The organism is Caulobacter sp. GW821-FHT12D05 (assembly GCF_058807295.1).
Genome location: NZ_JBXAQO010000001.1, coordinates 340,957 through 365,824, shown reverse-complemented (window position 1 = coordinate 365,824; position 24,868 = coordinate 340,957). Strand labels below are relative to the sequence as shown.

At 66.3% G+C, this 24,868-nt stretch carries 22 protein-coding genes; 12 read left to right on the top strand and 10 right to left on the bottom strand.

The annotated features are described in order from the left end of the window. Positions 1–8 precede the first annotated feature (8 nt). Together dusA and AC1RRR_RS01595 are read right to left on the bottom strand one after the other, a co-directional pair. The gene (gene dusA / locus AC1RRR_RS01600) at positions 9–1,058 is read right to left on the bottom strand and encodes a tRNA dihydrouridine(20/20a) synthase DusA (protein ID WP_492809992.1); all 1,050 of its coding nucleotides are present in this window, start codon (positions 1,056–1,058) and stop codon (positions 9–11) included. 83 nt (positions 1,059–1,141) lie between these two features. After that, positions 1,142–1,456 (bottom strand): hypothetical protein, encoded by a 315-nt coding sequence (locus AC1RRR_RS01595; protein ID WP_492809990.1) that lies wholly within the window; start codon positions 1,454–1,456, stop codon positions 1,142–1,144. Between the two features lie 13 nt (positions 1,457–1,469). On the opposite strand from AC1RRR_RS01595, the gene AC1RRR_RS01590 reads away from it, so the two are divergent. Continuing rightward, entirely contained in the window at positions 1,470–2,240 is a 771-nt protein-coding gene (locus AC1RRR_RS01590; protein ID WP_492809988.1) for a site-specific integrase, read from the top strand. A 368-nt stretch (positions 2,241–2,608) separates the two neighbouring features. Here AC1RRR_RS01590 and AC1RRR_RS01585 read toward each other — a convergent pair whose 3' ends face one another. Next, positions 2,609–3,571, bottom strand: coding sequence for an alpha/beta fold hydrolase (locus tag AC1RRR_RS01585; protein WP_492809987.1), 963 nt, complete (start codon positions 3,569–3,571; stop codon positions 2,609–2,611). Positions 3,572–3,595: 24 nt separating this feature from the next. Then, positions 3,596–3,970 carry a c-type cytochrome gene (locus AC1RRR_RS01580; protein ID WP_492809986.1) on the bottom strand — a complete coding sequence of 125 codons (375 nt, stop codon included), beginning with the start codon at positions 3,968–3,970 and terminating at the stop codon, positions 3,596–3,598. Between the two features lie 127 nt (positions 3,971–4,097). On the opposite strand from AC1RRR_RS01580, the gene AC1RRR_RS01575 reads away from it, so the two are divergent. The 3 genes from AC1RRR_RS01575 to AC1RRR_RS01565 all read left to right on the top strand — a co-directional run bounded on the left by AC1RRR_RS01575 (position 4,098) and on the right by AC1RRR_RS01565 (position 6,186). Beyond that, complete coding sequence (locus AC1RRR_RS01575; protein ID WP_492809984.1) at positions 4,098–4,538, top strand: anthrone oxygenase family protein; 441 nt, start codon at positions 4,098–4,100, stop codon at positions 4,536–4,538. Positions 4,539–4,646: 108 nt separating this feature from the next. After that, complete coding sequence (locus AC1RRR_RS01570) at positions 4,647–5,537, top strand: autoinducer binding domain-containing protein (protein ID WP_492809982.1); 891 nt, start codon at positions 4,647–4,649, stop codon at positions 5,535–5,537. A gap of 118 nt (positions 5,538–5,655) precedes the next feature. Beyond that, entirely contained in the window at positions 5,656–6,186 is a 531-nt protein-coding gene (locus tag AC1RRR_RS01565) for a hypothetical protein (RefSeq protein ID WP_492809980.1), read from the top strand. Between the two features lie 59 nt (positions 6,187–6,245). Here the strand turns inward: AC1RRR_RS01565 and AC1RRR_RS01560 are convergent, their stop codons facing one another. The 3 genes from AC1RRR_RS01560 to AC1RRR_RS01550 form a co-directional block, all read right to left on the bottom strand. Beyond that, positions 6,246–7,127 carry an alpha/beta fold hydrolase gene (locus AC1RRR_RS01560; protein WP_492809979.1) on the bottom strand — a complete coding sequence of 294 codons (882 nt, stop codon included), beginning with the start codon at positions 7,125–7,127 and terminating at the stop codon, positions 6,246–6,248. A 1-nt stretch (position 7,128) separates the two neighbouring features. Beyond that, positions 7,129–7,557: a VOC family protein gene (locus AC1RRR_RS01555; protein WP_492809978.1), complete on the bottom strand. Its 429-nt coding sequence runs from the start codon at positions 7,555–7,557 to the stop codon at positions 7,129–7,131. Between the two features lie 354 nt (positions 7,558–7,911). After that, positions 7,912–8,322: an NUDIX hydrolase gene (locus tag AC1RRR_RS01550; protein ID WP_492811736.1), complete on the bottom strand. Its 411-nt coding sequence runs from the start codon at positions 8,320–8,322 to the stop codon at positions 7,912–7,914. A gap of 675 nt (positions 8,323–8,997) precedes the next feature. Between AC1RRR_RS01550 and AC1RRR_RS01545 the strand changes: the two genes are divergently transcribed. The 4 genes from AC1RRR_RS01545 to AC1RRR_RS01530 all read left to right on the top strand — a co-directional run bounded on the left by AC1RRR_RS01545 (position 8,998) and on the right by AC1RRR_RS01530 (position 15,183). Then, positions 8,998–9,417 (top strand): DUF1795 domain-containing protein, encoded by a 420-nt coding sequence (locus AC1RRR_RS01545; RefSeq protein ID WP_492809976.1) that lies wholly within the window; start codon positions 8,998–9,000, stop codon positions 9,415–9,417. Next, positions 9,414–13,958, top strand: a complete 4,545-nt coding sequence (locus AC1RRR_RS01540; protein WP_492809974.1) for an RHS repeat-associated core domain-containing protein — start codon at positions 9,414–9,416, stop codon at positions 13,956–13,958. The genes AC1RRR_RS01545 and AC1RRR_RS01540 overlap by 4 nt, the downstream gene beginning before the upstream one ends. A gap of 7 nt (positions 13,959–13,965) precedes the next feature. Continuing rightward, positions 13,966–14,337 (top strand): hypothetical protein, encoded by a 372-nt coding sequence (locus AC1RRR_RS01535; protein ID WP_492809972.1) that lies wholly within the window; start codon positions 13,966–13,968, stop codon positions 14,335–14,337. A gap of 252 nt (positions 14,338–14,589) precedes the next feature. Then, positions 14,590–15,183: a hypothetical protein gene (locus tag AC1RRR_RS01530; RefSeq protein ID WP_492809971.1), complete on the top strand. Its 594-nt coding sequence runs from the start codon at positions 14,590–14,592 to the stop codon at positions 15,181–15,183. 172 nt (positions 15,184–15,355) lie between these two features. Here the strand turns inward: AC1RRR_RS01530 and AC1RRR_RS01525 are convergent, their stop codons facing one another. The 3 genes from AC1RRR_RS01525 to AC1RRR_RS01515 form a co-directional block, all read right to left on the bottom strand. Further along, the gene (locus AC1RRR_RS01525) at positions 15,356–15,874 is read right to left on the bottom strand and encodes a hypothetical protein (protein WP_492809969.1); all 519 of its coding nucleotides are present in this window, start codon (positions 15,872–15,874) and stop codon (positions 15,356–15,358) included. Between the two features lie 33 nt (positions 15,875–15,907). Next, on the bottom strand, positions 15,908–16,387 hold the full coding sequence (locus AC1RRR_RS01520; RefSeq protein WP_492809967.1) for a thioesterase domain-containing protein: 480 nt from the start codon (positions 16,385–16,387) through the stop codon (positions 15,908–15,910). A gap of 324 nt (positions 16,388–16,711) precedes the next feature. Further along, positions 16,712–18,043 (bottom strand): peptidoglycan DD-metalloendopeptidase family protein, encoded by a 1,332-nt coding sequence (locus tag AC1RRR_RS01515; protein ID WP_492809965.1) that lies wholly within the window; start codon positions 18,041–18,043, stop codon positions 16,712–16,714. Positions 18,044–18,180: 137 nt separating this feature from the next. On the opposite strand from AC1RRR_RS01515, the gene tssK reads away from it, so the two are divergent. The 4 genes from tssK to tagF are packed head-to-tail and all read left to right on the top strand — an operon-like array spanning position 18,181 to position 24,864. After that, positions 18,181–19,524, top strand: coding sequence for a type VI secretion system baseplate subunit TssK (tssK, locus tag AC1RRR_RS01510; protein ID WP_492809963.1), 1,344 nt, complete (start codon positions 18,181–18,183; stop codon positions 19,522–19,524). Continuing rightward, positions 19,521–20,903: a type IVB secretion system protein IcmH/DotU gene (gene icmH, locus AC1RRR_RS01505; protein WP_492809961.1), complete on the top strand. Its 1,383-nt coding sequence runs from the start codon at positions 19,521–19,523 to the stop codon at positions 20,901–20,903. The genes tssK and icmH overlap by 4 nt, the downstream gene beginning before the upstream one ends. Further along, positions 20,900–24,337, top strand: coding sequence for a type VI secretion system membrane subunit TssM (tssM, locus tag AC1RRR_RS01500; protein WP_492809959.1), 3,438 nt, complete (start codon positions 20,900–20,902; stop codon positions 24,335–24,337). The genes icmH and tssM overlap by 4 nt, the downstream gene beginning before the upstream one ends. Then, a complete protein-coding gene (gene tagF, locus AC1RRR_RS01495) occupies positions 24,334–24,864 on the top strand; it encodes a type VI secretion system-associated protein TagF (RefSeq protein WP_492809957.1) in 531 nt (176 codons plus the stop codon). The genes tssM and tagF overlap by 4 nt, the downstream gene beginning before the upstream one ends. Positions 24,865–24,868: the final 4 nt, after the last annotated feature.

Below are 24,868 nucleotides of genomic sequence, written 5' to 3'. Positions count from 1 at the left end.
CTTAAAGACTAGGCGGCCGGAACTTCCGCTCGCTCTTCGCGCGCCGCCAAGGCCGCGCGCACGGCCTCCAGCGCCCGATCCACGACTTCCAGCCCCGCCCCCGCCTTGACGCCCTCGACCGTCAGGATGCGCCGCCACGCCCGCGCGCCTGGCAGGCCATGGAACAGGCCCAGCATGTGCCGGCTCATCGCCGCCAGGTGCACGCCCGCCGCCAGCTCGCGCGCCAGATAGGGCTTGTAACGCTCGACGGCCTCGAAGCTGTCGACATCGGCGACGTCCAGGCCGAACACCCGCCGGTCGACCTCCCCCAGCAGCCCTGCCTCGTGATAGGCCGCGCGGCCCAGCATCACGCTGTCGACGCCGTTGGCCAGATGCTCCAGCGTCGCGTCGATGCTCGGCACGCCGCCATTGATGCCGATGAACAGGTGCGGCCGCTCGCGCTTGAGCCGATAGACCAGCGCGTAGTCCAGCGGCGGGATGTCCCGGTTCTCCTTCGGCGACAGCCCCTGCAGCCAGGCCTTGCGGGCATGGACCACGAAGCCCGTGATCCCCGCCGCCGCGCTAGCGTCGACCAGGGCGAACAGCGCCTCCTCCGGATCCTGGTCATCGACGCCGATCCGGCACTTCACCGTCGCCGGGATCTTCACCGCGTCCTTGATGGCGGCCATGCACTCGGCCACCAGGTCGGGCTCGCGCATCAGGCAGGCGCCGAAGCGGCCGCTCTGCACCCGATCCGAAGGACAGCCGACATTGAGGTTCACCTCGTCATAGCCGTAGTCCTCGGCGATCCGCGCAGCCTGCGCCAGCTCGGCGGGATCCGATCCGCCCAGCTGCAACGCCACGGGATGCTGGCCGGGATCATAACCCAGCAGCTTCTCACGATCTCCGTGCACCACCGCGCCGCTGGTCACCATCTCGGTATAGAGCAGCGCCTGGCTGGACAGCACCCGATGCAGCGACCGGCAGTGCCGGTCGGTCCAATCCATCATGGGCGCAACAGAAAATCTATGTGGTTGAAATTTCTGCATTTTTATAGCATTATCAACAGGTTCAATCATCTGACTACGTATCAATTTTTGGACCGAGTTTCACGTTCATTCACGCAAATTGATCGCTGACTGCACGTATAGAGCACACGAAATTAGCCACCATCGTAAAACAGAAATCTGGACGCTGGCGCGTCCAAGTCCGTCGCAAGGGTCGCTATCTGGGCGAGACCTTCACCCTGCGCAAGGACGCGGAGGCCTAGGCACGCCGCGTGGAGCGAGAGCTGAACCTCGGTCTCAAGCCCGTATCCCGCAAAATTGAAGGCATCCAGACCTTCGGCGAACTTGTCGATCTGCATGTCAGCGACATGAAGAGCGTGGGCAAGGCCCCCGGTCGTTCGAAGGCCTTCAGCATGGACTCCCTGAAGAGGCAGCTCGGCAAAATTCGGCTCGCGGATCTGGATCGCCAAACGCTCATCGATTTTGGCAAGGCGCGCGCGAAGAGCGGCGCGGGGGCCCAAGACGCTCGGCATCGACCTCGGCTACATCCGAACTCTGCTGGCCCAGGGCACCGCAGTGCACGGCCTTCCCTATTCTCCGGAGCCGGTCGACCTCGCGCGAAACGCGCTGCGCATGCTGGGCCTCGTCGGCAAGGGCCAGGAACGTGATCGACGCCCAACAAGGGAAGAGATCGAAAGGCTGATCGAGTATTTTCGCGGACTGAACGGCTTGACGATCCCGATGGGGCGCATCGTCAAGTTCGCCATCGCCACCGCGATGCGGCAGGAAGAGATCTCCCGCGTCACATGGGAGGACCTCGACCATCGGCATAAGATGCTCCTGATCCGCGACCGCAAGGACCCGCGAAACAAGCGCGGCAACCAACAGAACATCCCCTTGCTCGACGTGAGCGGCTACGATGCCTGGCTCCTTACCGAGGAGCAGGCGAAACACCTCGGCCATAGGGCCGGACGGATCTTCCCCTACAATAGCCGCTCCGTCGGGACGGCCTTCAGAAGGGCGTGCCGCCAGCTAGCGATCGAAGACCTGCACTTTCACGATCTTCGGCACGAGGCCACCAGCCGGCTGTTCGAGGCGGAGTACGAGATCCCGGAGGTGTCGCTGGTCACTGGCCACAAGAACTGGAAGATGCTGCGGCGCTACACGCACATCCGCCCCCAGGACCTTCACGCGATCGGCGCCCGCAGGCGCGCAGCGCGAGAAGCAGGCTCCTCAGTGCGCGAACGCGACTAGCGGCTAAGCGCCAGAAGCTGTCGTTGGCTCACCTCCAGGAGTCGGACATTCAGCAAGCAGCTTGGAGAAGACCGACAGACCCGTTGAGAACGTTCTCAAAGACAGAACGCGAGGCGTCGTGCGGCTTAGTCGCTATCAAACAAAGTGACGGTATCTCCCGCCGCATCGATGACGAATTTATCCGTAGCCTCCTGACGGAGCCGTTCTCTAAGAAGGTGTGCTTGCCCGATATCTGCAGCGGGTCGACGACAGCGCTTAATCTTCATCATGTTGGACCAGTTGGTGGTCTTATTGGCCAAGCTGGATCGGTTCCTGGCGGAGGCCGACGCGCACCATTCAAAAACCCGGTCGAACCAGGATGGGGATTTCTAGCCGACGGCCTCAAGGATCGCCTTGATGGTAGGACCGTCAACGCCATGACCAGAACGGGGCAAGAGTTCCCAGCGCGCGCCCGGGATGGCCTGGCTGACCTCTCGGGCCGCGGCGGGCGAGATCAACGGATCCAGCGCGCCGTGGATGACGGTCGTCGGCGCGTTGATCGCCCCAATCCGAGGTCGGATGTCGCCTAGGACCAACAGCGCCGCGCCCTGACGCAGCGTCCCCAACTGGTCCGGATCGCGGGCGGCGCTGGCCTGGGCCGTCTTTCGCGCCGTAGCTTCATCGAATCCCGCATCGTCACCGGCCAGGACCCGCGACATCGCCAGCCGCGCCTGCGCCACCGCCTCGACAGAACCGTCCTTGGCCGGAGTCGCGCCCGCCATGCGCGCAGGATTGGCCGGTAGAGGGTTTTTCATGTTGCCAGAATTGGCGCCGATCAGCACGAGACCAACAACGCGCTCGGGCGTGGCCAGGGCCGTAAACTGAGCGATGGTCGCACCGCCCGACACGCCGACCAGCGTGACGCGCTTGATTTTCAGCGCGTCCATCACGCCGAGCACGTCCCTGGTCATGTCCTCGGCGGCGTAGGGCAAGCGCGCAGCCTTGCCAGCGCCGATTGCGGCGAATACCGCGCCGAAGTCGGGCATGCCCGCCGCGTGGAAATGGGTCGAACGGCCGGAATCGCGCAGGTCGATCAGAGTCACGCGCTTACCGCGCGCCACCAGTGCTTCGATCAAGGCCGGCGGCCACTCAATGAGCTGCATGCCGATGCCGGGCAAGAGCACGACGTCCTCGCCGCCAACCGGCCCGACCTGGCGGTAGGCGATCTCGACCGCGCCCAGCTTCACCGTCTTGTCAGCCTCGGCGACGACGGCCGCGCGCGGGGCGGCTAGCGGCGGGTCCAGAGGGCTGACCGCCAGGCAGAAGGCGAGCGGCAACAAGGCGATAGTCATGGATCTCCTCCTTGGCTGGTAGTCTTAGTTGGACCGCAGAAAGGCGATCAGATCCGCGCGCTCCCCGGCCTCGCCGACCCGGGCGGACATCGCCGTGCGCGGCGCCAGGGCTTTGGGATTGGTCAGCCAAGCGTCGAGCTTGGCATCCGACCAGGTCCAGCCGCCGCCCCGCAACGCGTCGCTGTAGCGAAAGCCGGCCACCGAGCCCGCGCGCCGGCCATAGACGCCGCCCAGGTGTGGTCCATGACGGTCCGCCGCCAGGTCATGGCAGCTGGCGCAGCGACGGCTAAACAGCTTCTGGCCGTTCATGGCGTCCCCCGCCGGCTGGCTTCGAACCGGGGAGGCCAAACCGGCGACGCTCAGGGCGGTCAGGGCCATGATCAGAACGGTGCGATGCATTTTACCCCTCATTTCGCGACAAGTCCGCGATCGCAGATCGATCGCCCCCGCAACAAGTACCTGACAGGGAGTTGAGAGGCCGATGCGGCCAAGCCAGACGGGCCTGCACCACATGGAGTAACGTTCGATGAAACTCGTCATGTTCGCCACGGCCCTGGCTGCGTCCGCGACCGGAGGCGTGTTCTTCGCCTTCTCGACATTCGTGACGCCGGCCCTGGATCGCCTGGGTCCGGGGCCCGGCGCCGAGGCGTTCCGATCGATCAATGTCGTTGTCATCAACCCGTGGTTCATGAGCCTGCTTTTCGGTACGGCCATCGCCCTGCTGGCGCTGTGGGGCTGGGCGTTCTTCGCAAAGACGTTGGAGCCGTTCCTGCTGTCGGGCGCCCTCGTCTACCTGCTGGGCTGCATCGGCGTGACCATGTTCTGCAACGTTCCGCTCAACGACGCCCTAGCCGCCGGTGGACCTTGGGACGCCTTCTACGCGCCGTGGATGTTTTGGAATCACATGCGCACGGTCGCCTGCTTCGTCTCGGCGAGCCTGCTGCTCTGCGCGCCAGTCGCGCGCTAGGCCTCAAAACAGGCCGATCTGCATATTGCTTCGGACGCCCGCGGTCCGGTTAGATACGCGGCAGGTTGGACACGATTAATGAGACGACGCCCGAACGATCGGCGCTCCGTGCGAGCGCTGGACGACTTTCCGTCCTTCGGCGGACTGCTGGCGCGGTTCCGGCGCCGGGCGATGCTGTCACAACTGCACCTGGCGCTTGAGGCTGACGTCTCGCCTCGCCATCTGGGCTTTCTCGAGATCGGCCGCGCCCAGCCCAGCCGCGCCATGATCAGCCGCCTGGCCCAGGCCCTGCGCCTGCGCGACATCGATCGTGGTCAGCTGTATGTCGCGGCCGGCTACGTGCCGGAGAACGGTCAGACGGATCCGACCCTGACCTTCAAGCGCGCGGGCCTGGCGTTGTTGGCCATGGACGCGGCCATAGAGATCCACAGCGGGTTGGGTCAGGCCGGCGCCGTCGCCGGCGCTTTCCTAGAGCGGCTCGGGATCGTCCATTTCGCCACCGGCCTGTTTTCGCGGGCGGTCGGCGTCGTGTCATTGTCCGGCGAGGTCGGCGGACGACCGCCCGCCTCATGGCTCTCTCGCTATGTCGACGAGGATTTTGTGCAGGACGATCCGGTGGTGCGCTGGAACTTCAGCGGCTCGGGCATCTTCCATTCGCACCATAGCCAAGCTCGAACCCTAACAGACCGGCAGCGACGCATGTTCGGCGAGGCCGCCGACCATGGCGTGGGGACCTGCGTCGCAGTGCCCGCCCCTCGCCTGGATGGCCGCGTCCGTTCCTTCGCTGCCTGGAACGACCAAATCTCGCCCCATGACATCGAAGCGCTGACGGCGATCCGCATCGTCGCCACCGCCTGGCTCGACCGTCTCGAGCAGCAGGCGATGGCGAACCTGGCCGCGTGCGCGCCGTCGCGGCTTGCCGGCCCGATTATCCAGACCCTAGACGAGCCAGGCCCCGCCCTGCGGTTTCGCGCCCACCGGCTGATCGAGGGCGAGTGACCTTGGCTTAAGGCTGGGTATGCCGCGCACCAGAAGCGGCGGAAAGCTCGCGCAAGATTCGGGCTGCATCGGGCGAGCGCGCTCTTCAAAAAGCAGGCCTTCCTTCAGGAGGTCCTGCATGTCGATCCCCACCTCGCTTAAGCCCGCCATCGCGCTACGCCTTCTGGGCCTGGGGCTTACCTTGGCCGTGACCAGCTTGGCCTCGGCCCAGTCCGCCACAGCCGCCTGGCGGGCGAACTTCGCCCTGGAGCCAGGCCAGAACCTGAACCTTTCGCTGGCGCGCGCCGACGTGACGATGCAGGCCACGCAGGCACGCTACATCACCGTGGCCATCTTCGCGGACGGCGCGCCGGAAGATTTGGCCGCCGCCCAGGTGACGGCGCAAACCACGAACGGCGAAGTGCGGATCCAGGACCGTTATCGGCGGATGACCGGACCGATGCGCGAATGTCTCCCGGAGCTTGGCGAACGCGGCGACCTGTGGACGTCGACGGTTCGCTTCAAGGTCAAGGTTCTGACCCCCTCCGACACGGCTGTCGCCATTGATCTCATGGATGGCAAGGTTGACGATCGTCGGACGCTGGCGGCCGATGGTGATCAGGCGGCGATCGAGGAAGCCTGGTTTCGACGCGCGTTGGCGTTGCCCTGAAATCCTGCCACCTCGGATTTCGGACGTGGCCCTAAGCGGCCACGTCCAATCCTTTGTCTTCAGTCCGCCGGATCGAACATGCCTTTCGGAGTCTTACCGGCCAGGAAGGGGCTGATCATCGCCGCCAGAAGCTCCGGCTGGGACGCTATGGCCGTGTGAGACGTTCCCGGAAGGATCGCAAGACGGGTCGAGGGCAATGGCGCGCCGTTGTCGCCCATGACCCCGCCCCCCAGGCGCTTGAACATCGCCAGCGTATGTTCATGCGCGATGATGTCTGAATCGCCTTGGATGATCAGGACCGGCGTGCGGATGGCGCCCAGATCGGCCTCCCAGGCCATGGGACGATGCTCCAGCGCGATCAGCTTGTCGACCAGCGCGGGGAAGCCGTCCGGGTTGGCGGCGACCTCGCGATAGGACGCCTCGAACGGCGTGCCGACGAAGAGCTCGGGTTTGATCTGCGGGAGGAAGGCCAGGTAATCTGGATGCCATCCTTTGGCGTCGGAGGCGACCGACGCCAGCGCGGCGCGATCGACCCGCTCCGGATGGCGGATAACCAGCTGAAGGCCAGCGGCGGCGCCCATCGAGTACCCGAAGACATGGGCCTTCTTCAGGTCCACGGCGGTCATGAATGCGGCCACATCGTCCGCGAGGCTTTCGTAGCTGATAGGCGTCGAGCGGTCCGCAGTGCGGCCATGCCCCTGCAACTCCAGCGCGTACACGGTACTGGACCGGCTGAGCGCGGCGATGATCGGCTGCATGGGCCGGTTGTCCATGTAAGCGCCGTGCAGGACGATCAGGGGTTCGCCAGCGCCGGACACTTGGTAGTGCATCCGAAGGCCGTTGGCCTCGACGTACTTGCCGGGCGGCGGCGTCTGGGCCTGAGCCTGGATGGCGGATCCTCCCGCCAGGAGCAGAACGGCCAGAAATGCGGCTTTCAGCATCTCAGCGCTCCTGTACGGCTTGCTCGCCGCCCGCCACGGCGTCTGGGTCCATCCACATCGGCTCGAAGACGTGACCGTCGAGATCCTGGAACGCGCGGACGTACATGAAGCCCATATCCTGGGGCTCGCGAAGGTCCACCTGGCCGCCTGCGTCTGCAGCGGCGCCGCAGATCTGGTCGACAGCGTCTCGATCCGTCTGTGGCAGCGCAATGAGCACCTCGCTGGTGTCCGAGCCGGCGATGGGTTTGCTGGAGAAGCTGGCGAAATAGTCATGGGTGAGCAGTTGGAAGTAGATGGCTTCCGACCAGACCATAGTGGCCGCCTGATCCGTGCTGAACGCCGGGTTCTTCACGCAACCGATGGCTTCGTAAAAGCGCACTGCTGCGTCTAGGTCGCGGACAGGCAGATTCAGAAAAATCATGCGGGACATTGTTCCTCCTGAAGACAGGTCGCCAAAGCGCGACAGGAAGAAACTGCACGGCTCAGAAAGGCTCGCACCTCCCTCAGAGGTCCGAAAATATGGTCGCGTCAGGCATTGTCTCGAGTGACTTCTGCGTTGGTCGCCACGTGCGCCCGCTACGCAATTGCGGATCTTGGGTTCGAGCCACAAAGCAGCCTTTCGATCCCACTCCCACGCCTGTATCTGCCTCCGAGCCGCTGGGCATGAACGCGCCATGAAGCCGGGAGACCACCCTACCCGGCCAAACTGAAGATCTATCGTCGGTCTGGCAGCGCCAACAGCGGTCCTTGGATCACCGGCGAAAACGCGACCTAACCACAGTGCTTAACCGTCTAGGCCGGGTCGATCGAAGAGGATGCCGACCAAAGCGCCTTGACCAGATTGCAGCACATGGGCTGCTTCCAGCGGGATCCAGAAGAATTGCAGGCGCGTCGGCCGCGCGCTGCCATCGTGGTCTTCAGCTGAGAGCCATCGCTCGGGCAAGTCCTCTGGCCCCTGGGCTAGGAAGAAGTAGCGCCGCTGGCGCTCGAACCGATATGGCGTGATGTCGTAGTCACTGCTTCCGAGAAACCGGACAATCGAAAAGCCGGAGTACCCAGTCTCCTCTTCCAACTCTCGTAGGGCCGCCGCCTCGGGGCTTTCGCCAGTTCGGATCGTTCCCGCTGGCACCTGAATGCCAACCTCTTCGGGCGTGAAGTCTGGATGGGACATGACGAGCAGCCGCCCGCTCCGCACACAGTAGATCACTACCTTTTGGACTAGCGTCTTCTCCAAGGTCTCGAAGCCCTCCTTCGCCCTTGAGATCAAGCACTGATGAACGGCATTCAGGGCGTCAAGGGCGATGCCGCGCTAGGAGCTGACCTTGGTCTGCCTCCAGAAACAGGACCTTCGACCGCACGTGAGCGAAGGTCCGGATATCGCCTTCGCCATCCCTTCCGGCCCCGACAGATGCGGGCGCCAATCGGTTCCAAGATAGCCCCAGCCATCCATCTCTCCACCGAGCGCATCCACGAAGTCTCTCGGAGTGGTTTCTGCGGCGGGAATAGCGTCAACGCATGCCGTCGGCGCCTGCGCGACCTTCGGCAAGATCATGGAGGCCCAGCAGCGCCGACAACAGGGCAGATCAAATAAGTGCCATAGCACAGCTTGTGCTTCGCCATCACGTCGCGCCAAAGTCATTGGCGGTCGCTCGCTTCGTCGCCTCTAGGGTTGTCGATAAAACGAGTCTCCGCCAGAGATCTAAGATGACGTGGAAAGCTTAACCTTGCGAACTCTTCATATCTCGAAGCGCGAATCCCCCTCATCAGCGACGAAATCTTTCTAGTTGGTCATTTCAACCCCGAACGGGGGTAGGCCACCTTTGCGCCCTAGGGTATAGGGGCTTCACACCGCACCAATAGGACGCAAAAAGTGTATCGGATCGCCGAAGGATCTCTAACACTGGCCTCCGAGTGGCAGGACCAGAGCGTCAACGTGCTTTTGCCCATGGGCGCCAAGGCGCATGGGGCCAATCTTGTCATCGCGCGGGACCGTCTACCGCTTGGCATGACCTTCCACGATTATGTCGCTCAGATGCGTCAGAACTTCATGGCGCAGCTGGCCGGATGCGAGATCTTCGCCGACACGACCGGCCAGGTCGATGGTCGCGAGGCTCAGCTCATGGAGCTCAGCTGGCGTAGCGACGGCAAACCCATCCATCAGGTCATGGCCATGGTGCTGCACGAGGCCAATGCCGTCCTCACCTTCACTGGATCGATCCCGGGCGGGCGCGATGAGGAAACGCGGAACGCGCTGATCTCGGCGATCATGTCGTTCACCTTCGCGCCGTGACCGACGCATCCCCTATCGCCCACGACAAGCTACGCGAGCTTGGCGAGCGCACCGCGGCCACGAGCAACGCGGGCACGGTGTCGGCGATCGCGACGACGGGGCACGTCGCCTCCGCCGGCATCGTGGCCGCAGGGGCCTATTCGGCCTACAGCTCGGGCGGATTGACCGCGCTGAAATGCTTTGGCGGCCGGGTCGCCGCGCCGATCGCGGGGGCCATGGCGGGCGCCTGGATCGCCGAGCAGGTCCATGCCGACGAAGGGGCGTTCTGGGTCGCGCAGCAATTTGGCGCCCAGCGCCTCGCGGGGCCCGGGAAGCAGGCCGCGCACCTCACGCACCAGATCGCGCATAGCAACGCCTTTGCCGGGCTGCTGGCCGGCATAGCCGCCGGTATCGTCGTCGGGGCCCTCGTCGCGGTGAGCGCCGCCGCGATCATCGGCACGGCCGGGATGGCCGCGCCGCTTGTGGGGGCGGCGGTCGCCTTCGGCGCTGGTGCGGCGGGCGGGTTCGTCACCGCCGCGATCGCCGGGGCCGGCGCCAAGATGGCCACCTTGTCCGGCCCGATCGCCAGCGGTTCTCTCAATGTGTTCTTCGAAGGTAAGCCCGCGGCGCGCGTCACCGACATAGCCGCCTGCACCAAGCATCCGTCGGTCCCCTCGCTGATCATCGAGGGCAGCAAGACCATCTATATCAACGGCCTGCCGATGGCGCGCATCGGCCACAAGCTGTCGTGCGATGCGGTCGTCCAACAGGGCTGCGCCACCGTGCTCGGCGACGATACGACCGGCAGTTACGGGACCCCCGACGCCGAGCTGTCGATCGCGGAGCAGTTGTTGCTCTCGGTGGCCGAGGTCGTGGGCATGCGGTCGGCCGTGCGCCAGGGCGGCTTGCTGGACGGCGGGCTGCGGCGACTGTTCGGCGAGCCGGTCGATATCGTCACGGGCGACTATGCCGACCAGCGGACCGACTTCCAGTATCCCGGCATCCTGCCCTTGCGATTGGAGCGGACCTATCCTGGGCGAATGCGGGTGGACGGCATGCTCGGCCCGCGCTGGATCTGCAATTGGTCGCAGCGCGTGCTGCTCGACCCGAAGGCGGGCACGGCGCTGCTCGAGGATGCGGAAGGCCAGCGGCTGCTGTTCGCGATCGGAAGCGGGTTCCAGATCGACGCCCGCCACCTCAAGGCGCCTTATTATTGGCTGACCGGCACGCGCGACCAGCTTCGCCTGTTCGACAGCCGCACCCAGCAGTTCCTGCTCTTCGCGCCCGTCGGCGACGCGGCGACCCTTGAACTGGAGGGGATCGAGGATCGCAACGGCAACCGCATCCTGTTCTATCGCGACGCCAAAGGGCGCCTGACGAAGATCCGGCATGCGGACGGCACGATGTTCAGCGTGCAAACGACGCCGCAGGGCTGGCTGAGGACGCTGTCGATGGAAGGCGAGCGCGAGCCGCTCGTGCGCTACGACTATGATGCGGACGGACGCCTGCTGCATGTGCTGGGCGCGTTCACCGGCGAATTCCATTATCGCTACACGCCCGAAGGGTGGCTGAACGGGTGGCGTGACAGCGGCCTGACCGAGGTGGAGATCGCCTACGATTCGGCGGGGCGGGTTGTCGGCACGCACACCGGCGAAGGGATGTTCAACGACCGCTTCCTCTATTTCCCGGAGGAGCGACGCTCGCGCTATGTCGACGCCACCGGGGCGGTCACCAGCTTCCGCTACGACGCCAACGGCCTGGTCGTCGAGGAGGAAGATCCGCTCGGCGCGCGCACGATCAGCGAATGGGATTCGCTTGAGCGATTGCAGCGCCGGATCGATCCCGCGGGCCGCGAGACGCGTTTCGCCTACGATGGCGACGGACGCCTGATAGGCCAGACCGACTGGGCCGGACGCAGCGCCCGCTGGGCCTATGACGCCTGGGGGACGCTCGTCGAAGTCGAGGGGGCGGACGGCGTCGCTAGCTGGACCCATGATGCCCGCGGCAACGTCGTCGCATGGAAGGAAGCGAGCGGCGCGTCTGGCCATGCGGAGTACGACGAACGCGGCGCGTTGGTCCTTGAGAAACTCGCCGGGTTTGGCGCCACGCATTGGGAAAACGATGCGGCCGGCCGCCCCCTCGCCCGCCATGATCCTGGCGACCGGGTCACCCGCTACGAGTGGGATTGGATGGGGCGCCTTTTGGCGCTCACCGACCCCGCCGGACGGACCAGCCATTGGGCGTATCAGCGCTCGCCCGAGAACCCGCGCGGCTTGGTCAGCCATTCGCATACGCCAGACGGCGGGGAGGTCCGCTTCGCCTATAACGGCGAGGGGCTGATCAAGGCCCGTATTCGGGACGATGGTCAAACGACCCGCTATGCCCACGGCGCGTTCGACACGCTGCGCCAGGTCATCGACCCGCTCGGCGCGACGACGCAGTTCGCCTATGACGGCGCGGGCCGCTTGGCGGCGATCACCGACGCTGCCGGACAGCAGTGGCGGTTCCGATACGATCCTGCCGGGCGACTCTGCGCCCAGATCGACTGGGCGGGCCGCGAGACGCTCTATCACCACGACGCCCTCGGTCGCATCCAGAGCAAGCGGATGCCTGACGGGGCGGAACAGCGTTTCGAATGGGACTCGCGCGATCGCATCGTGCGGGTGATCGCGGGCGAAGACGCGATCTCCTACCGATATGACGATCGAGACAGACTGGTCGGCGCCAGCACTTGGATAATGGCCGATGGCGCGCCGCGGCGGATCGCTGATGTCTCGCTCGCTTACGACGGCAAGGGCCGGCTCGCCCGCGAGGAGCAGAACGGGATCGCAGTCGCCTATCGCTATGATGAGGCGGGACGGTGCGTGGGCCGCTCCAGCCCTAGCGGCGAGACGGCGTTGGCGTTCGACGAGGCCGGGCTGCTCACGCGCTACGAAAGCAACGGCCATGCGCTGTGCTTCGCCCACGATGCGAGCGGGCTCGAGACGCTGCGCGAGCTGGCCGCGATCGGTACTCCAACCGCCTTCCAACTTCGCCAGCGCTACGATCTGGGCGGGCGGTTGGCGGAGCAGCGCGCAGGAGGCGTCACCGTCTTCGCGGCCGGGCGGAAGGAGCCCGACGCCCTGGCGCGCCGCTACGAGTGGGATCGCCTCGGCCGCCTGGCGGGCGCCGCCGAGACCGGCTCGGCGGCGGACAAGGGCGTGACGCGCTATAACTACGATCTGCGCGATCAGGCCGTGACGGTGGAGCGCGCTGGTGGCCGCGAGACCTATCGCTACGACGCATTGATGAATCTCGCCGAGAGCCTGGCAGGCGAACACCGCTATTGGCGCGACTGTGTGGTCGAGGCGGGACCCAACCGGTTCCGCTACGACGCGCGTGGGCGCATGACCGAACGTGTGCTCACGCAAGATGGCTTCCGCCCGCGGCGCTGGCGCTATCGTTGGGACGGGTTCGACCGCCTCGTGGGGCTGGAGACGCCCGACGGCGCGCGCTGGCGCTACACCTACGACGCGTTCGGGCGCCGGGTGGGCAAGGCGCTGCTCGACGAGTCCAGTCGCCGGGTGGACTATGTGTGGCAGGGCCAGGCGATCGCCGAAGCGTGGTATCGGCGCGGAGCCGGAGACGGTGGCGAGGGAGCCCCCGGCTCGATCGCGCTACACATCGAACGCTGGCATTTTGAGCCGGATGGGGTGCGTCCGCTCGCGAAGGAACTCGTCCACGCCGGGGAAGACGGCGCACCGGCGTGCCGCGAAGCGGAACTGCTGCCGATCGTCGCCGACCAGATCGGGGCGCCGCACGCGCTGTTCAGTGCTGACGGTGCGTGCCGCTGGCGCGCCGAGCCCGCGCTATGGGGCCGCACCCGCACAGCGCGCGACGTCCTGCGCGAACGCGATGGCGAAGCCGGGCGCGAGACGAACGAAACGTCGTGCGCGCTGCGCTTCCCAGGCCAGTGGGAAGACGCCGAGAGCGGTCTGCACTACAACCTCAACCGCTACTACGACCCGGAAACTGGACAGTATCTGTCGCCCGACCCGATCGGCATCGATGGGGGGCTAAGAACACATGCCTATGTGCACGACCCGCTGACGTGGACAGATCCTAGTGGGCTGGCGGCGTGTAACGGGCAACCGAAGCCTTACGGCACGCCATACAGGCAACTGTCCCAGAAGGCGCGGTCCGCACTTCTCGAGAAAGTCCAGAGCCGCACGATCACGCGCGCAGAGTGGCAGCGGCTGCAGTGGCACGACCGATTGACCGCTCGACGCCAGGAAGGGATTGATCAGTTCTGGCATCAGGAAAGACAGAACCTAGCTAACGGCCTGCCCGGTACGCGAAATTGGAACGCGCAAGCGCGTCAATCCATCATGGATGGCGGCACGCCTCGCGGCATTTTCGGACACCATAAATACAGCGTGTCTAAGTATCCCCAACTCGCGAACGATCCGAGCAATATTGCGCCAGTCACCTTCTCCGAGCATTTTCAGGGCTGGCATGGCGGTAATTGGCGGAATCCTTCACACGGCGTTCCGCTTAAACCCGAATTTCTTCTAGATTTTTGAGGTATTGATGTTGCGGATCGTTCTGGTGATCGACGGCAATGAACGGGTTACAGCCGGCGTTATCTCAAAAATATCCCGCCTGTCGGGAAAAGGTCTTATGGAAGTAAAAAACGCCATCGCCGGTCATACGCCGGTATTGGATAAGCCGTTATTCGATCGCTTAGACTCCACCCCTGCGAGAGATGTTCTGTCGCTGCTGAACGACTTGGAGGCCTCGAATATCGCCTACAAGGCCTATGAGCTCAGCGGGAAAGATGTTTACTATGAGAGGCATAAATATTTTGAGATAAATTCTGCCAAGCTGACCAATATTATTGATGCTCGTGAGAAATCGATAGATCAACAGCGCGTCATCGGGCGGCTGGAAGATCCGGAATGACGTCATGGCGTGACGTTTTGTCAGGGCGCGCGTGAACAGCGCCACAAGCACAGCCGTTGCGATTGTCGCCGCATTAAGCGGACAGCAACGCCGCCGAAGAGATCGAGAACGCTTCGGCCTCGCGCATCAATGCGCCCGATATTGCCGGCCACTTCTTGAACCGCTTCAGTTGAGTTCAAGCCGGACGAGCGGGACGACAGCTCCGAACATTGGCTCAGGTGGTTTGGCGCCTGCCTCTGAGGAGAAAAGCCGATGTTATACGCCGACGCCCTTGCCGACCTGCTCCCCGCCGCCAGAGAAGCCGACCTCACGATCGCGCCGAAGAAGCCCGAAGGCGATGTGGCTCGGCTTTGCGAAACGGTCTTCGGGTCGACGCTTGCCGCAGAGATTATCCAGCTGGGCTATCCGAAGGCGTTCCACACGCCCTGGATTGTCGAGGATCTCTATTTCTATGGCCTAGATGAACTCTCGGCCCGCCAGGCCGGATACCGCTTCCACGGAATCACCGGAGAGCCGATCGCCGCCTGGCCCGCCGATCGCTTTGTCATCGCCGCTTGGACGGGCAATCCGGTCAGCGTCGGACAGGACAGCTCAATCTGCTATTCCCGCCACAGCGCGAGAACATGGACCTATGTCCGCCTCGCCTCCGACCTCCCCACCTTCCTCGCCCTGCTGGCGGCCTGGATCCGATATTTCGTGGCGAAGCACGGCGGCAAGCTGTTCGACGAGGATGACGATGATTTCGTGATCTCGGAAGAGATGCGGGCTGAAATCCGTCGCGATGTCCTCGGCGTCGTGGCGGAGGCTGACAGGGACACCGTGCTAGCTTTTCTGCTTGGAGAATAGGCCCAATGCACCTCTGTGGGCGCCCCACTTCGAGGCGCCGCGAGCGGAATCGCGGCATCCAAATGTTGATGCAACCGGCCCGATATTCCGCCCTATCAAGGCGGCCCGGGAAACCAACCGCGCGATGGCCTTGATCGAAAGAAGCAGGCAGGGAGTGAATCTGGAGGTATAGCTAGGCCGCCAGATAACGGTCGGCGGCCGTGACCAGCTTGTCGCTGGCGACAGGACCCGAGATCAGCGACGTCAGCCATGGATCGGCATTACGGCCGGTGTCGCTGACCGGGATGATCAACTGGATGGAGCCGCCGGCATAGGATCGCCGCGTGGCGCGCCCGCCGCGATCCTGTTCGGCGGCCGACACCTTGGGCTGGAACTTGGTCGCGCCCCAACAGGCCGGAACGGCCTGACCGCGCGGCACGTCCATGAACCAGACCAGGCCCTTGTCGCCCCAGTCGTCGCAGACGGCCCACCTCTGGCTCACCTCCTTGACCAAGTGCTTGCCGGACGGGCCGGCGGACAGGATTTCGGCGACCTCGCTGCCGTAGAGCCAGAACCGGCCGAGGCGGCCGTTCGCGCCCCGGCTCGAGTCACTGAACCTGACCAGGCGGATGGGCCCGGCGATCGTGGTGAAACGGAAGAGCCCGCCTTCGAAGGACTGGGCTTCCTGGACGCTGATGTCGAAGGGACTCAAGGAGCACCTCTCTGAAGAAGCGACTTTGACGGATCAGGCCTTCAGGGTCGCGCTGACCCCCTGGGACTTCAGTTGGCCGTTCATCCACTCCGCGACCGCGAGCGCGCAGGCGCGATCGCCGACGACGTCGGCCCAGGGAACGCCGCCGGCGGCCCCGTGCGTGCCGGTGAACTTCTTCTCTTCCAGGGTTCCGTGACCATCCAGCCAGCGACCGGTATTGTAGAAGTAGAACCGCGACTTCACCGGATTGCGGATCCAGAAGGCCACGCTTCTGGCCGTGCGCGCGTGAGCGACGAAGTCCACATTGTCGGGAATGGTCTGGGACAAGCCCAGCTCGCTGGTCTGCATGTCGACGGCGTCGAACAGGAACATCGCCTTGACGCGCTTGCCCTGCGCCTTGAGCCTCTTAGCGGCGATGATCGCCGTACAGCCTCCGCGGCTGTAGCCCACTAGCATGATCGGACCGGACCCGCCCTGCGCCGCGCCGACGGCGCGGTCGGCGATCTGCGACACCTCGCTACCAGTCAGCGAGGGCCCCCTAAAGTAAGTACTTCCAACAACTTGCTTGGCTATCTGGCTGGGGAAGGAGTTCCCCATCTCTTTCGCATACTCCTTGTCGTCGCTGGGCCCGGTTCCATCGATGATGACAATCATACTCTCTCTCGCTGGCCAGAGGTCGCGGAAGCCTAGCGTCAGCACTCAGCACACTCAATACAGATCAACCACCTTTTGTTGTATTTTGAGGAAACTTCATATTGATCAACCAGATGACGTCAGATTAGTTAAAGCAAAGCTTGCTGATGATTTCGATGAAATCTCTCGGAACTTTTTCTCGCCTTACCCGTTTTGCGCGACCCTCATACCGTCAATTCTATCACGCTCCTGCCGAAATGCCGCCAAAGCTTGACCATTGAGGGAGCGCCCTTCGTTGAGCTGGAAGCTCATGGGGTCGACCTGGGCGCCCTTAACGATGACTTCGTAGTGGAGATGCGGCCCCGACGAGAGGCCCGTATTGCCGGAGAACGCGATCGGCTGGCCCTGGCGCACCGCCGCGCCGACGACGACACCCGGCGCGAACCGCGACAGATGGGCGTAGGCGGTTTCCAACTCGGCCTTGTGGCGGATGCGGACGAACTGGCCGTGACCGCCGTGCGGACCGACGAAGTCGACCACCCCGTCACCCGACGCATAAACCGCGGTCCCGACCGGAACGGCGAAATCCGTCCCCTTGTGCAGGCGGGTGTAGCCCAGCACCGGATGAAGGCGCGGTCCGAAGCTGGAGGTGATGCGCGCGCCGTTCACCGGCGTCCGCATCAGTCCGCGCACGACGCTGACGCCATTGCCGTCGAACCAGCTAGGCCGGACGTCGCCGGGCGGCTGGAAGGCGTAGAGGGCGCGGGACTTTGTCGCCGTCTGCAGCGAGACGTAGACAAGCCGCTCGCTGCCGGCCACCGCCCCCTCGCCGTCGACCTGGCGCTCGAACGCGGCCTCGAAGATGTCTCCGGGCCTGATCTCGCGCTGGAAGTCGAAGTCGAACGCGAACGCGGCGGCGAAGTCGTCGATCAGCGAGTCCCGCACGCCCGCCGCCACGGCGGAAGAGTAGAAGCTGTTGGCGTCCATTTCGCCCCGCACGACCTTGACCTCGATGGTCCGATCGGATTTCAGCGACCTGGCCTCGCCGTCGCCGCGCAGCAGCAGGCCGGAACCGTCGGCGCGCCGAAGCTCAACGTCCTCGACCATGCCCGGCTGGGCGGTGCGGAAGCGGAGCGTCACCCGCAACTGCCCCGGCGCGGCGGCCAGCTTCTCGTTGGCGACAAGGCCCAGCTTGATCGCGCGGTCCTGACTCACCCCCTCGGCGACCAGCGCGGCGGCCAGATCCTGGACGCGCGCGATCACGAAGGTTCGCCGCAACCCCTGCGACGCCGCCGGCGCGGCGACCGAAGGTTGAGGCCGCGACGGCTTGGCGGCCCCGCGCCACAGCAACCACCCCGCTCCCCCGACGACGATCAATCCGACCGCACCACTAATCATGACAAGTCCACGACGCCTTACAGCCAAGCTTTTTACGGCCAAGCTTGATTTTTCCAGCGACGTTTCGGATTTCGGAGAAGTTTTCCTCACCCAACGACGGGGATCGAAAGACGTCTCGTCTTCTGTCCGGCGATGCATCCGTTTCTCTTTGCTTGCGTTTCCCAAAGCATAGCTTCGTGGGGTGGGCGAACCAGAGCCTATATCTGGGAAATGCGACTTCCGTAGCTCTAGCGACTAGTGTTTAAGTGCAACCCCCAGGGGAACGAGGGAAGCGTATGCAGAGCGACAGCCGCGTCGCGTGGCGCGAAGGTCTTTTCCTTCGACAACAGCACTTCCAACAGCAGGATCGCTATCTGGAGGCGCTGATTACAGCCCGGGCCAGCGGCCTGCGTCCCTATCCCTGGGGCGTGTCGCAACTCAAGATCAACGCCGACCTGGCCGCCTTGGGCAAGTTCGCGGTCGAGTCGATGTCGGGCGTGCTGCCGGACGGGTTGCCGTTCTCAATTCCCGGAGACTTGCCGCCGCCGCCGCCGCTCGACGTCCCCGCCGACGCCCGGGATGTGGTCATCTACCTGACCCTGCCCGCCCGGCAGGCCGGCGCCGTCGAGTTCAAGGGACGCGAGGAGCGCGACACCGGCGCCGTGCGCTATCTGGTCGACGAGGAGGACGTCACCGACGCCTTCTCTGAGGAACGCGGACAGGAGCCCATCGAGGTCGCGCGACCCAACCTCGCCTTCGGCGTCACCCAGGACCAGACGTATGGCCGCGTCCTGCTCGGCCTGGCGCGCATCCGCGAGGTCCACAACGGCGGGCTGATCTTCGACGAGCGCTACATCCCGCCGGCGCTGGACATCCAGGCCAGTCGCCGCCTATCGGGCTTTCTCAGCGACATCATCGGCCGGGCGGCTCAGCGTATCGACGAGCTGGCGCTGCGCGCGGTCGAGACCACCGACGGCGGCGCCGAGACCTTCGCCAGCTTCCTGCTGTTGCAGACGCTGAACCGCTGGACGCCGCAGCTGCGCCATCTGGCCGCCCTTCCCGGCGTGCATCCCGAACGCCTCTACGAGACGTTCCTAGGCATGGCCGGCGAGCTGGCCACCCTGACCCGTCCCGACCGCCGGACCCCGCCGTTTCCCGACTACATCCACGAAAAGCTGCAGCCGACCTTCGAGCCGGTCTTCGAGGTCCTGCAGGCGGCGCTGTCGGCGGTGTTCGACCGCTCGGCGATCCAGCTGCCGCTGCAGATGGCCGGCCTGGGCGCCTACACCTCGCGGATCACCGACCATAACCTGTACAAGAACGGCTATTTCTATCTCGCCGTGAACGCCCGCGCGTCCCTGGACGATATCCGCGGCCGCTTTCCGTCCGTGGCCAAGATCGGCGCGGTCCAGAAGATGCGCGAGATCGTGGATTCAGCCCTGCCCGGCGTGCCGCTGCGCCACACGCCGACGCCGCCGCCCCAGCTGCGGGTCATCCCGGGCTACGTCTATTTCGAGCTCGACCGCTCCGTTCCCGACTGGCGCGATTTCGCCAGCGCCGCGGCCCTGGGCCTGCACGTCGCCGGCGACTGGCCCGAGCTGAAGCTTGAGCTCTGGTGCGTGAAGGGGAACGGCCGATGACCGGCGACGAAGACCCTGAGAACCCGAACAAGACCGTGTTCCGGCCGTCGCCCTTGCAGAACCTGCGCGCGGCCGGTTCGCCGCCGTCACCCGCGTTCAACCCCAGCTACGCCGGGAACCTCCCGCCCCCGTCCTCCCCGCACCGGCGCCGTCCTACCGCGAGCGACGACGACATTCCCCTGCCCCCGCCGGCGGCTCGCGCGCGGAACCCGATGATGCTGGCGGCCGCACCGGTGCTGTCGCTGATCATCGGCGTCCGATCCGGGCGCGTGCGGATCGACCTGCCGGAACTGCACCGCAATGCGTCCGCCGGCGTGGCGGCCTTCGACAAGGCGCTGCACGCGGCGAACTACGACGCCGAGACCCGGCAGCGCGCCCTGTACGCCGTCAGCGCCACCGTCGACGACGTCGCTCAGAACCTGCCCGGCCAGGCGGTCGACGGCGCCGAGTGGGCGCGCCGCAGCCTCGTCGTCCAGGCCTTCAACGAGAATATCGGCGGCGACCGCTTCTGGCGCCTGCTGGAGGACATGCTGGCGCGTCCCGCCCAGTTCGCCGACCTGATCGAACTCTATCACGCCTGTCTCGCCGCCGGCTTCGAGGGCCGCTATCGCGTCTCGCCGGACGGCAAGCGCCAGCTGCACGAGATCATGGCCAGCGCCTACGCCGCCCTGGACCACACGCGCGGCCTGTCGCAGACCGAGCTGACCCCGCGCTGGCGGGGTCACCCGACGCCCGCCGCCCGGGTGAGTTTCTGGGGCGTCCTGGCCCTGGCGGGCGCGATCGCCCTGGGCGTCCTGCTGGCGGCCTTCATCCTGTTCCGCGTCGTGCTGATGCAGACCGGGGAACCCTCCCTCGCCGCGCTGAAGGCCATCAATCCCGACCAGCCGCTGCGCATGTCGCGGCAGGCCGCGCCGCCGCCGACGTCGACGAGCACGCAGCTCGAGCGGATCCGCGCCTTCCTGGCCCCGGAGATCGCCCAGCACCTGGTCGCCGTCGAGCAGGATAGCCAGTCCATCCGTGTCCGCACGACGATCGGCACGTTGTTCAAGTCCGGCTCCGACAAGCTGGAACCTAACGCCGACAAGCTCTTCGCCAGGATCGGCATGGCCATCGAGCCCGAGCGTGGCGCGGTGCGCGTGGAAGGACACGCCGACACCGATCGGCTGGCCAGCATTACCTTCCCGGACAACTTCGCCCTGTCGAAAGCCCGCGCCGAAGCCGCCGCCCGCATCGTCCGCGGCCAGCTGAGCGACAAGGCGCGCGTCAGCACCGAGGGCTTCGGCGACAGCCAGCCTATCGCTCCCAACGCCACGGCCGCCGGCAAGGCGCTGAACCGTCGTGTCGAGGTCGTCATTCCGCGCGGTGAACAGGCGCCATGAAGCGTTTCCTCCTGAACTGGTGGCTGCTGACCGGCCTGGCCGCGATCCTCACCATCGTCCTGTTCGTCCTGGTCCTGCCGCTGCTGGCGCCGTTCCTGCGACCATGGTGGGTCCGGCTGCTGCTGGCCTTGGGCGTCGCCGCCGTCTGGGGCGTCTTCGCCACGCTGCGCATCCTGCACGCCAGGAAAGCGTCGGCCGCCATTGTCGCCGAGCTTTCCGCCCCCTCCCCCGGCGACGTCGAGGCCGAGGCGCTGTCGGGCCGGATGCGCGCGGCGCTGGCCAAGCTGAAGACGGCGGCCGGCAGCCAGCGCGACTATCTCTACGCCCGGCCCTGGTACGTGATCATCGGGCCGCCGGGGGCCGGCAAGACGACCGCTCTGCTGAAGTCGGGCGTGCGGTTCCCGTTCTCCGACTCCGCGCTCAAGGGCGCGGGCGGCACGCGCAACCTGGACTTCTGGTTCGCCGACGAGGCGGTGCTGGTGGACACCGCCGGCCGCTACACCATCCAGACCTCCGACGCCGCCGTCGATCAGAAGGGCTGGGAAAGTTTCCTGGGGCTGCTGCGCCGGACCCGACCGCTGCAGCCGATCAACGGCGTGCTGGTCGCCATCGGCCTGGACGAGATCCTGCACGCCGATCGCGCGGGCCTGGACGATCACGCCGTGGCCGTGCGCCACCGCCTGGCCGAGCTGCGCCGCGTGCTGGAGGTCTCCGCGCCGGTCTATGTGCTGTTCACCAAGGCCGACCTGCTGGCGGGCTTCGGCGAGTTCTTCGAGGACCTGGACGTCGAAGGCCGCCGCGCCGTGCTCGGCGCGAGCCTGCCGCTGGATGGCGCCTACGACCTGGAAGGCCTGCTGGCCGAATTCGACGCCGTCGTCCAGGCCCTCTCCGACCGCGTCGCCAAGCGCCTTCAGGAGGAGATCGATCCGCATCGGCGCAGCCTGATCCTCGGCTTCCCGGCCCAGGTGGCGTCGCTTCGCACGCGCCTCGCCCGCTTCCTGGATGGCGCACTGGTCGCCGAGCAGGACGCGCCGGCCAAACTGCGCGGCTTCTATTTCACCAGCGGCGTGCAGGAAGGCGCACCGCTGGATCGCATCCTCGGTGACGTCGCGGCCGTCTATGACGCCCCCGCCGCCCTGCGTGCCGGCCAGGCCGGACGGGCCTATTTCCTCAATCGTCTCCTCAAGGAGGTGATCTTCGCCGAGGCCGGGCTGGTGCAAGCCTCGCCCCAGGCCCGCGCGCGCCGACGCACCGCCCTGATCGGCGGGATCAGCGCCGTGGCCCTGGCTTCGGTGGTGATCCTGTCGCTCTGGACCGTCAGCTTCGCGCGGAACCGCGACCTGCAGGATCGCCTGTTGTCGGGCGCGCAGAACATCAGCGCCGAGGTTCGCGACACGGGCGTCGACCTCGTGGAAGTGCGCGAGGGCGACCCCGATCTCGAGCAGGCGCTGTCCCTGATCCGGGCCCTGCGCCAGCTGCCACGGGGCTATGGCGACCAGGCCAAGGGCGGTCCGCCCCTGATGGCGCGCTGGGGCCTCTTCCAGGGCGGCCACGCCAAGGCGGCCAGGCAGGCCTATCTCGACTCGCTGCAGCGTATTCTTCTGCCGCGTCTGCTTCTGCGCCTCGAGCGCTACATGCAGGAACACGCCCAGGAGCCGCTCAAGGTCTACGAGCCGCTGAAGGTCTATCTCATGCTGGGGGGGTTGGGTCCGCTGGACGCCAAGGCCGTCAAGGCGTGGGTGACCGAGGACTGGAGCGAGACCGTCCTGCCCGGCGACGACCGGGCCGAGGTGCGCGCCGAGCTGGCCTCGCACCTGGACGCCATGCTGGCCGACCCGCAGCTGGGCCGCGTGTGGCCCGGGCGCGAGGCGCCGCTCGACGGGGCGCTGATCGAGGCGACGCGCGCCTCGGTCCAGACCCTGTCGCTGGCCGACCGGGCCTACGCCATCCTTCGCCAGAAGGCCTCGGCCAGCGACCAGCCCGACTGGCGCGCCGACACCGTGCTGGCCAGCGGCGACCGGCAGGCCTTCCTGAACGGCGACTCGGTCCTGCAGGCCAGCGTGCCCTACTTCTTCACGCGGGGGGGCTTCGAGCGCGCCTACCAGCCGGGCCTGCAGACCGTCGCCGCGGACCTCGAGAAGGACCTGTGGGTCATGGGCGGCGACGCCAACAAGGCGGCGATCCGCAGCCAGATCACTCAGGTTCGACCCGGCGTGGCCGCCCTCTACGCCAAGGAATACATCGCCGCCTGGGACGGCGTCGTGCAGGGCCTCAAGCCCGCCGACTACTTCTCCAGCCCCGCCGCCCTCGGGGCCTTCACGCGCACGCCCTCGCCGCTGAAGGTGCTGCTGCTGGAGGTGCGCAAGAACACCACGTTCAGCAAGCCGCCGCCGATCCGCGCGCCCAGCAAGCTGAAGGCCGCCGCCAAGATCGTCGGCGGCGCGGTGCTGGAGACGGGCGGCGTCGACGCCGGCAAGACCATCACCGGCTACTTCCGTCCGTTGGCGGACTATGTCGGCGACGGCAAGGGCGCCGCGCCGATCGACGAGTTCCTCGCCGCGGTCAAGCAGGCGGCCTCGGCGAACATGGCCGCGGGCGTGGCGGGCGGCGGCCTGGGCGGCGTCTCGGCGCAAGGCGAGCTGGCCTCGGCCCTGGGCCAGGTCGCCACCGCCGGCGTGGTCGCCCCGCCGCAGCTGCAAGGCTTCGTCACCGAGGCCACGCGGACGGGCAAGGGCGCGGCGGTGTCGTCGGCCCAGAACGCCATCGCCCAGGAATACGCGTCCGGCCTGGCCGGCGCGTGCCGCACCGCCAGCGAGAACCGCTATCCCTTCTACGGCGCGGCGCGAAACGACGGCGCGACCGGCGAAATGCTGCAGGTCTTCGGCCTCAACGGCCAGTTCGACAGCCTGGTGCGCGACCGCCTCCAGTCGTTGCTGGTCACCTCGGGGCCGGTCTGGCGGTGGCGGAGCGAGGATCCGATCGCCGCCACTTTCGACCCGACCAGCGCCGAGCAGTTCCAGAAGGCCGCCCAGGTCCGCGACCTCCTCACCTCGGGCCTGCCGCTCAAGGTCGAGGCGGCCGGCTTCGGCGGCGCGATCACCGCCGCGGAGTTCTCCGCGGCCGGGGCGACCTATCGCTTCGAGCCCAGCACCGTCGGGACCAGGGCGGTGATGTGGTCCATCTCCAGCCTGCCGGAAGCCCGCCTGGTGCTCTACTCCGGCGCCAAGGAGGTCCGGCGCTTCGAGGCCCAGGGACCGTGGGCGCTGTTCCACCTGATGGATGCCGCCCAGAAGGAGAATGCCGGCCCGACGACGGTGAAGGCGACCTTCGGCCAGGGCGCGCAGTACTTCTCCCTCAAGGTCAGCCTGCCGTCGGACAAGAACCCATTCGGACGCGGGGGCCTGTGGTCGTTCCGATGCCCGGGGAAGCTGTGAGCGCCCCGCACGTCTTCGCGTTCGGCAAGTTGCCGGCGCACGGCGACTTCGTCTCGCGCGGTCTGGCGGCCGATGAGCGCGAGGCCTGGGACGCTTGGTCGAGCGCTGGCCTGGAGGCGGCGCGCGCGGCGCTGGGCGATGCGTTCGAGAGCCGGCACGACGCCGCGCTGCCCGTCCGCTTCGCCTTCGGCCCTGGCGGCTTCGGCCCCGGCTGGAGCACCGGCGCCCTAACCCTGTCGATCGATGCGGCGGGTCGGCGGTTCATCGTCGTCCTGGGCGTCCGCACCGAGGCCGCGCCCTCGGCGCGCGAGCAACTGGCCGAGGCGGCCGAGGATGCGATCTACCGCGCGTTCGAGGCGGGCGCGGACATCGATGCGATGGTGGCCAAAGCGCAAGATGTCTTCCAAACTCTGGAATCAGAAGGCGAGCCGAATACGCATGGACGCTTCTGGCGACCGGTCTCGGCCTTCGATATCTCCGCCGGCCAACCGCCCGCCGATCTGATCACCCGGGCCTTGACGATATAAGGAG

Coding starts and splice junctions, on each gene's coding strand:
- AC1RRR_RS01530 (WP_492809971.1), top strand. CDS start 14,590: ATGTTATACGCCGACGCCCTTGCCGACCTGCTCCCCGCCGCCAGAGAA.
- AC1RRR_RS01585 (WP_492809987.1), bottom strand. CDS start 3,571: ATGACTATCGCCTTGTTGCCGCTCGCCTTCTGCCTGGCGGTCAGCCCT.
- dusA (WP_492809992.1), bottom strand. CDS start 1,058: ATGATTGAACCTGTTGATAATGCTATAAAAATGCAGAAATTTCAACCA.
- AC1RRR_RS01580 (WP_492809986.1), bottom strand. CDS start 3,970: ATGCATCGCACCGTTCTGATCATGGCCCTGACCGCCCTGAGCGTCGCC.
- AC1RRR_RS01515 (WP_492809965.1), bottom strand. CDS start 18,043: ATGCATCGCCGGACAGAAGACGAGACGTCTTTCGATCCCCGTCGTTGG.
- tssK (WP_492809963.1), top strand. CDS start 18,181: ATGCAGAGCGACAGCCGCGTCGCGTGGCGCGAAGGTCTTTTCCTTCGA.
- AC1RRR_RS01575 (WP_492809984.1), top strand. CDS start 4,098: ATGAAACTCGTCATGTTCGCCACGGCCCTGGCTGCGTCCGCGACCGGA.
- AC1RRR_RS01560 (WP_492809979.1), bottom strand. CDS start 7,127: ATGCTGAAAGCCGCATTTCTGGCCGTTCTGCTCCTGGCGGGAGGATCC.
- AC1RRR_RS01535 (WP_492809972.1), top strand. CDS start 13,966: ATGTTGCGGATCGTTCTGGTGATCGACGGCAATGAACGGGTTACAGCC.
- tssM (WP_492809959.1), top strand. CDS start 20,900: ATGAAGCGTTTCCTCCTGAACTGGTGGCTGCTGACCGGCCTGGCCGCG.
- icmH (WP_492809961.1), top strand. CDS start 19,521: ATGACCGGCGACGAAGACCCTGAGAACCCGAACAAGACCGTGTTCCGG.
- AC1RRR_RS01565 (WP_492809980.1), top strand. CDS start 5,656: ATGTCGATCCCCACCTCGCTTAAGCCCGCCATCGCGCTACGCCTTCTG.
- AC1RRR_RS01555 (WP_492809978.1), bottom strand. CDS start 7,557: ATGTCCCGCATGATTTTTCTGAATCTGCCTGTCCGCGACCTAGACGCA.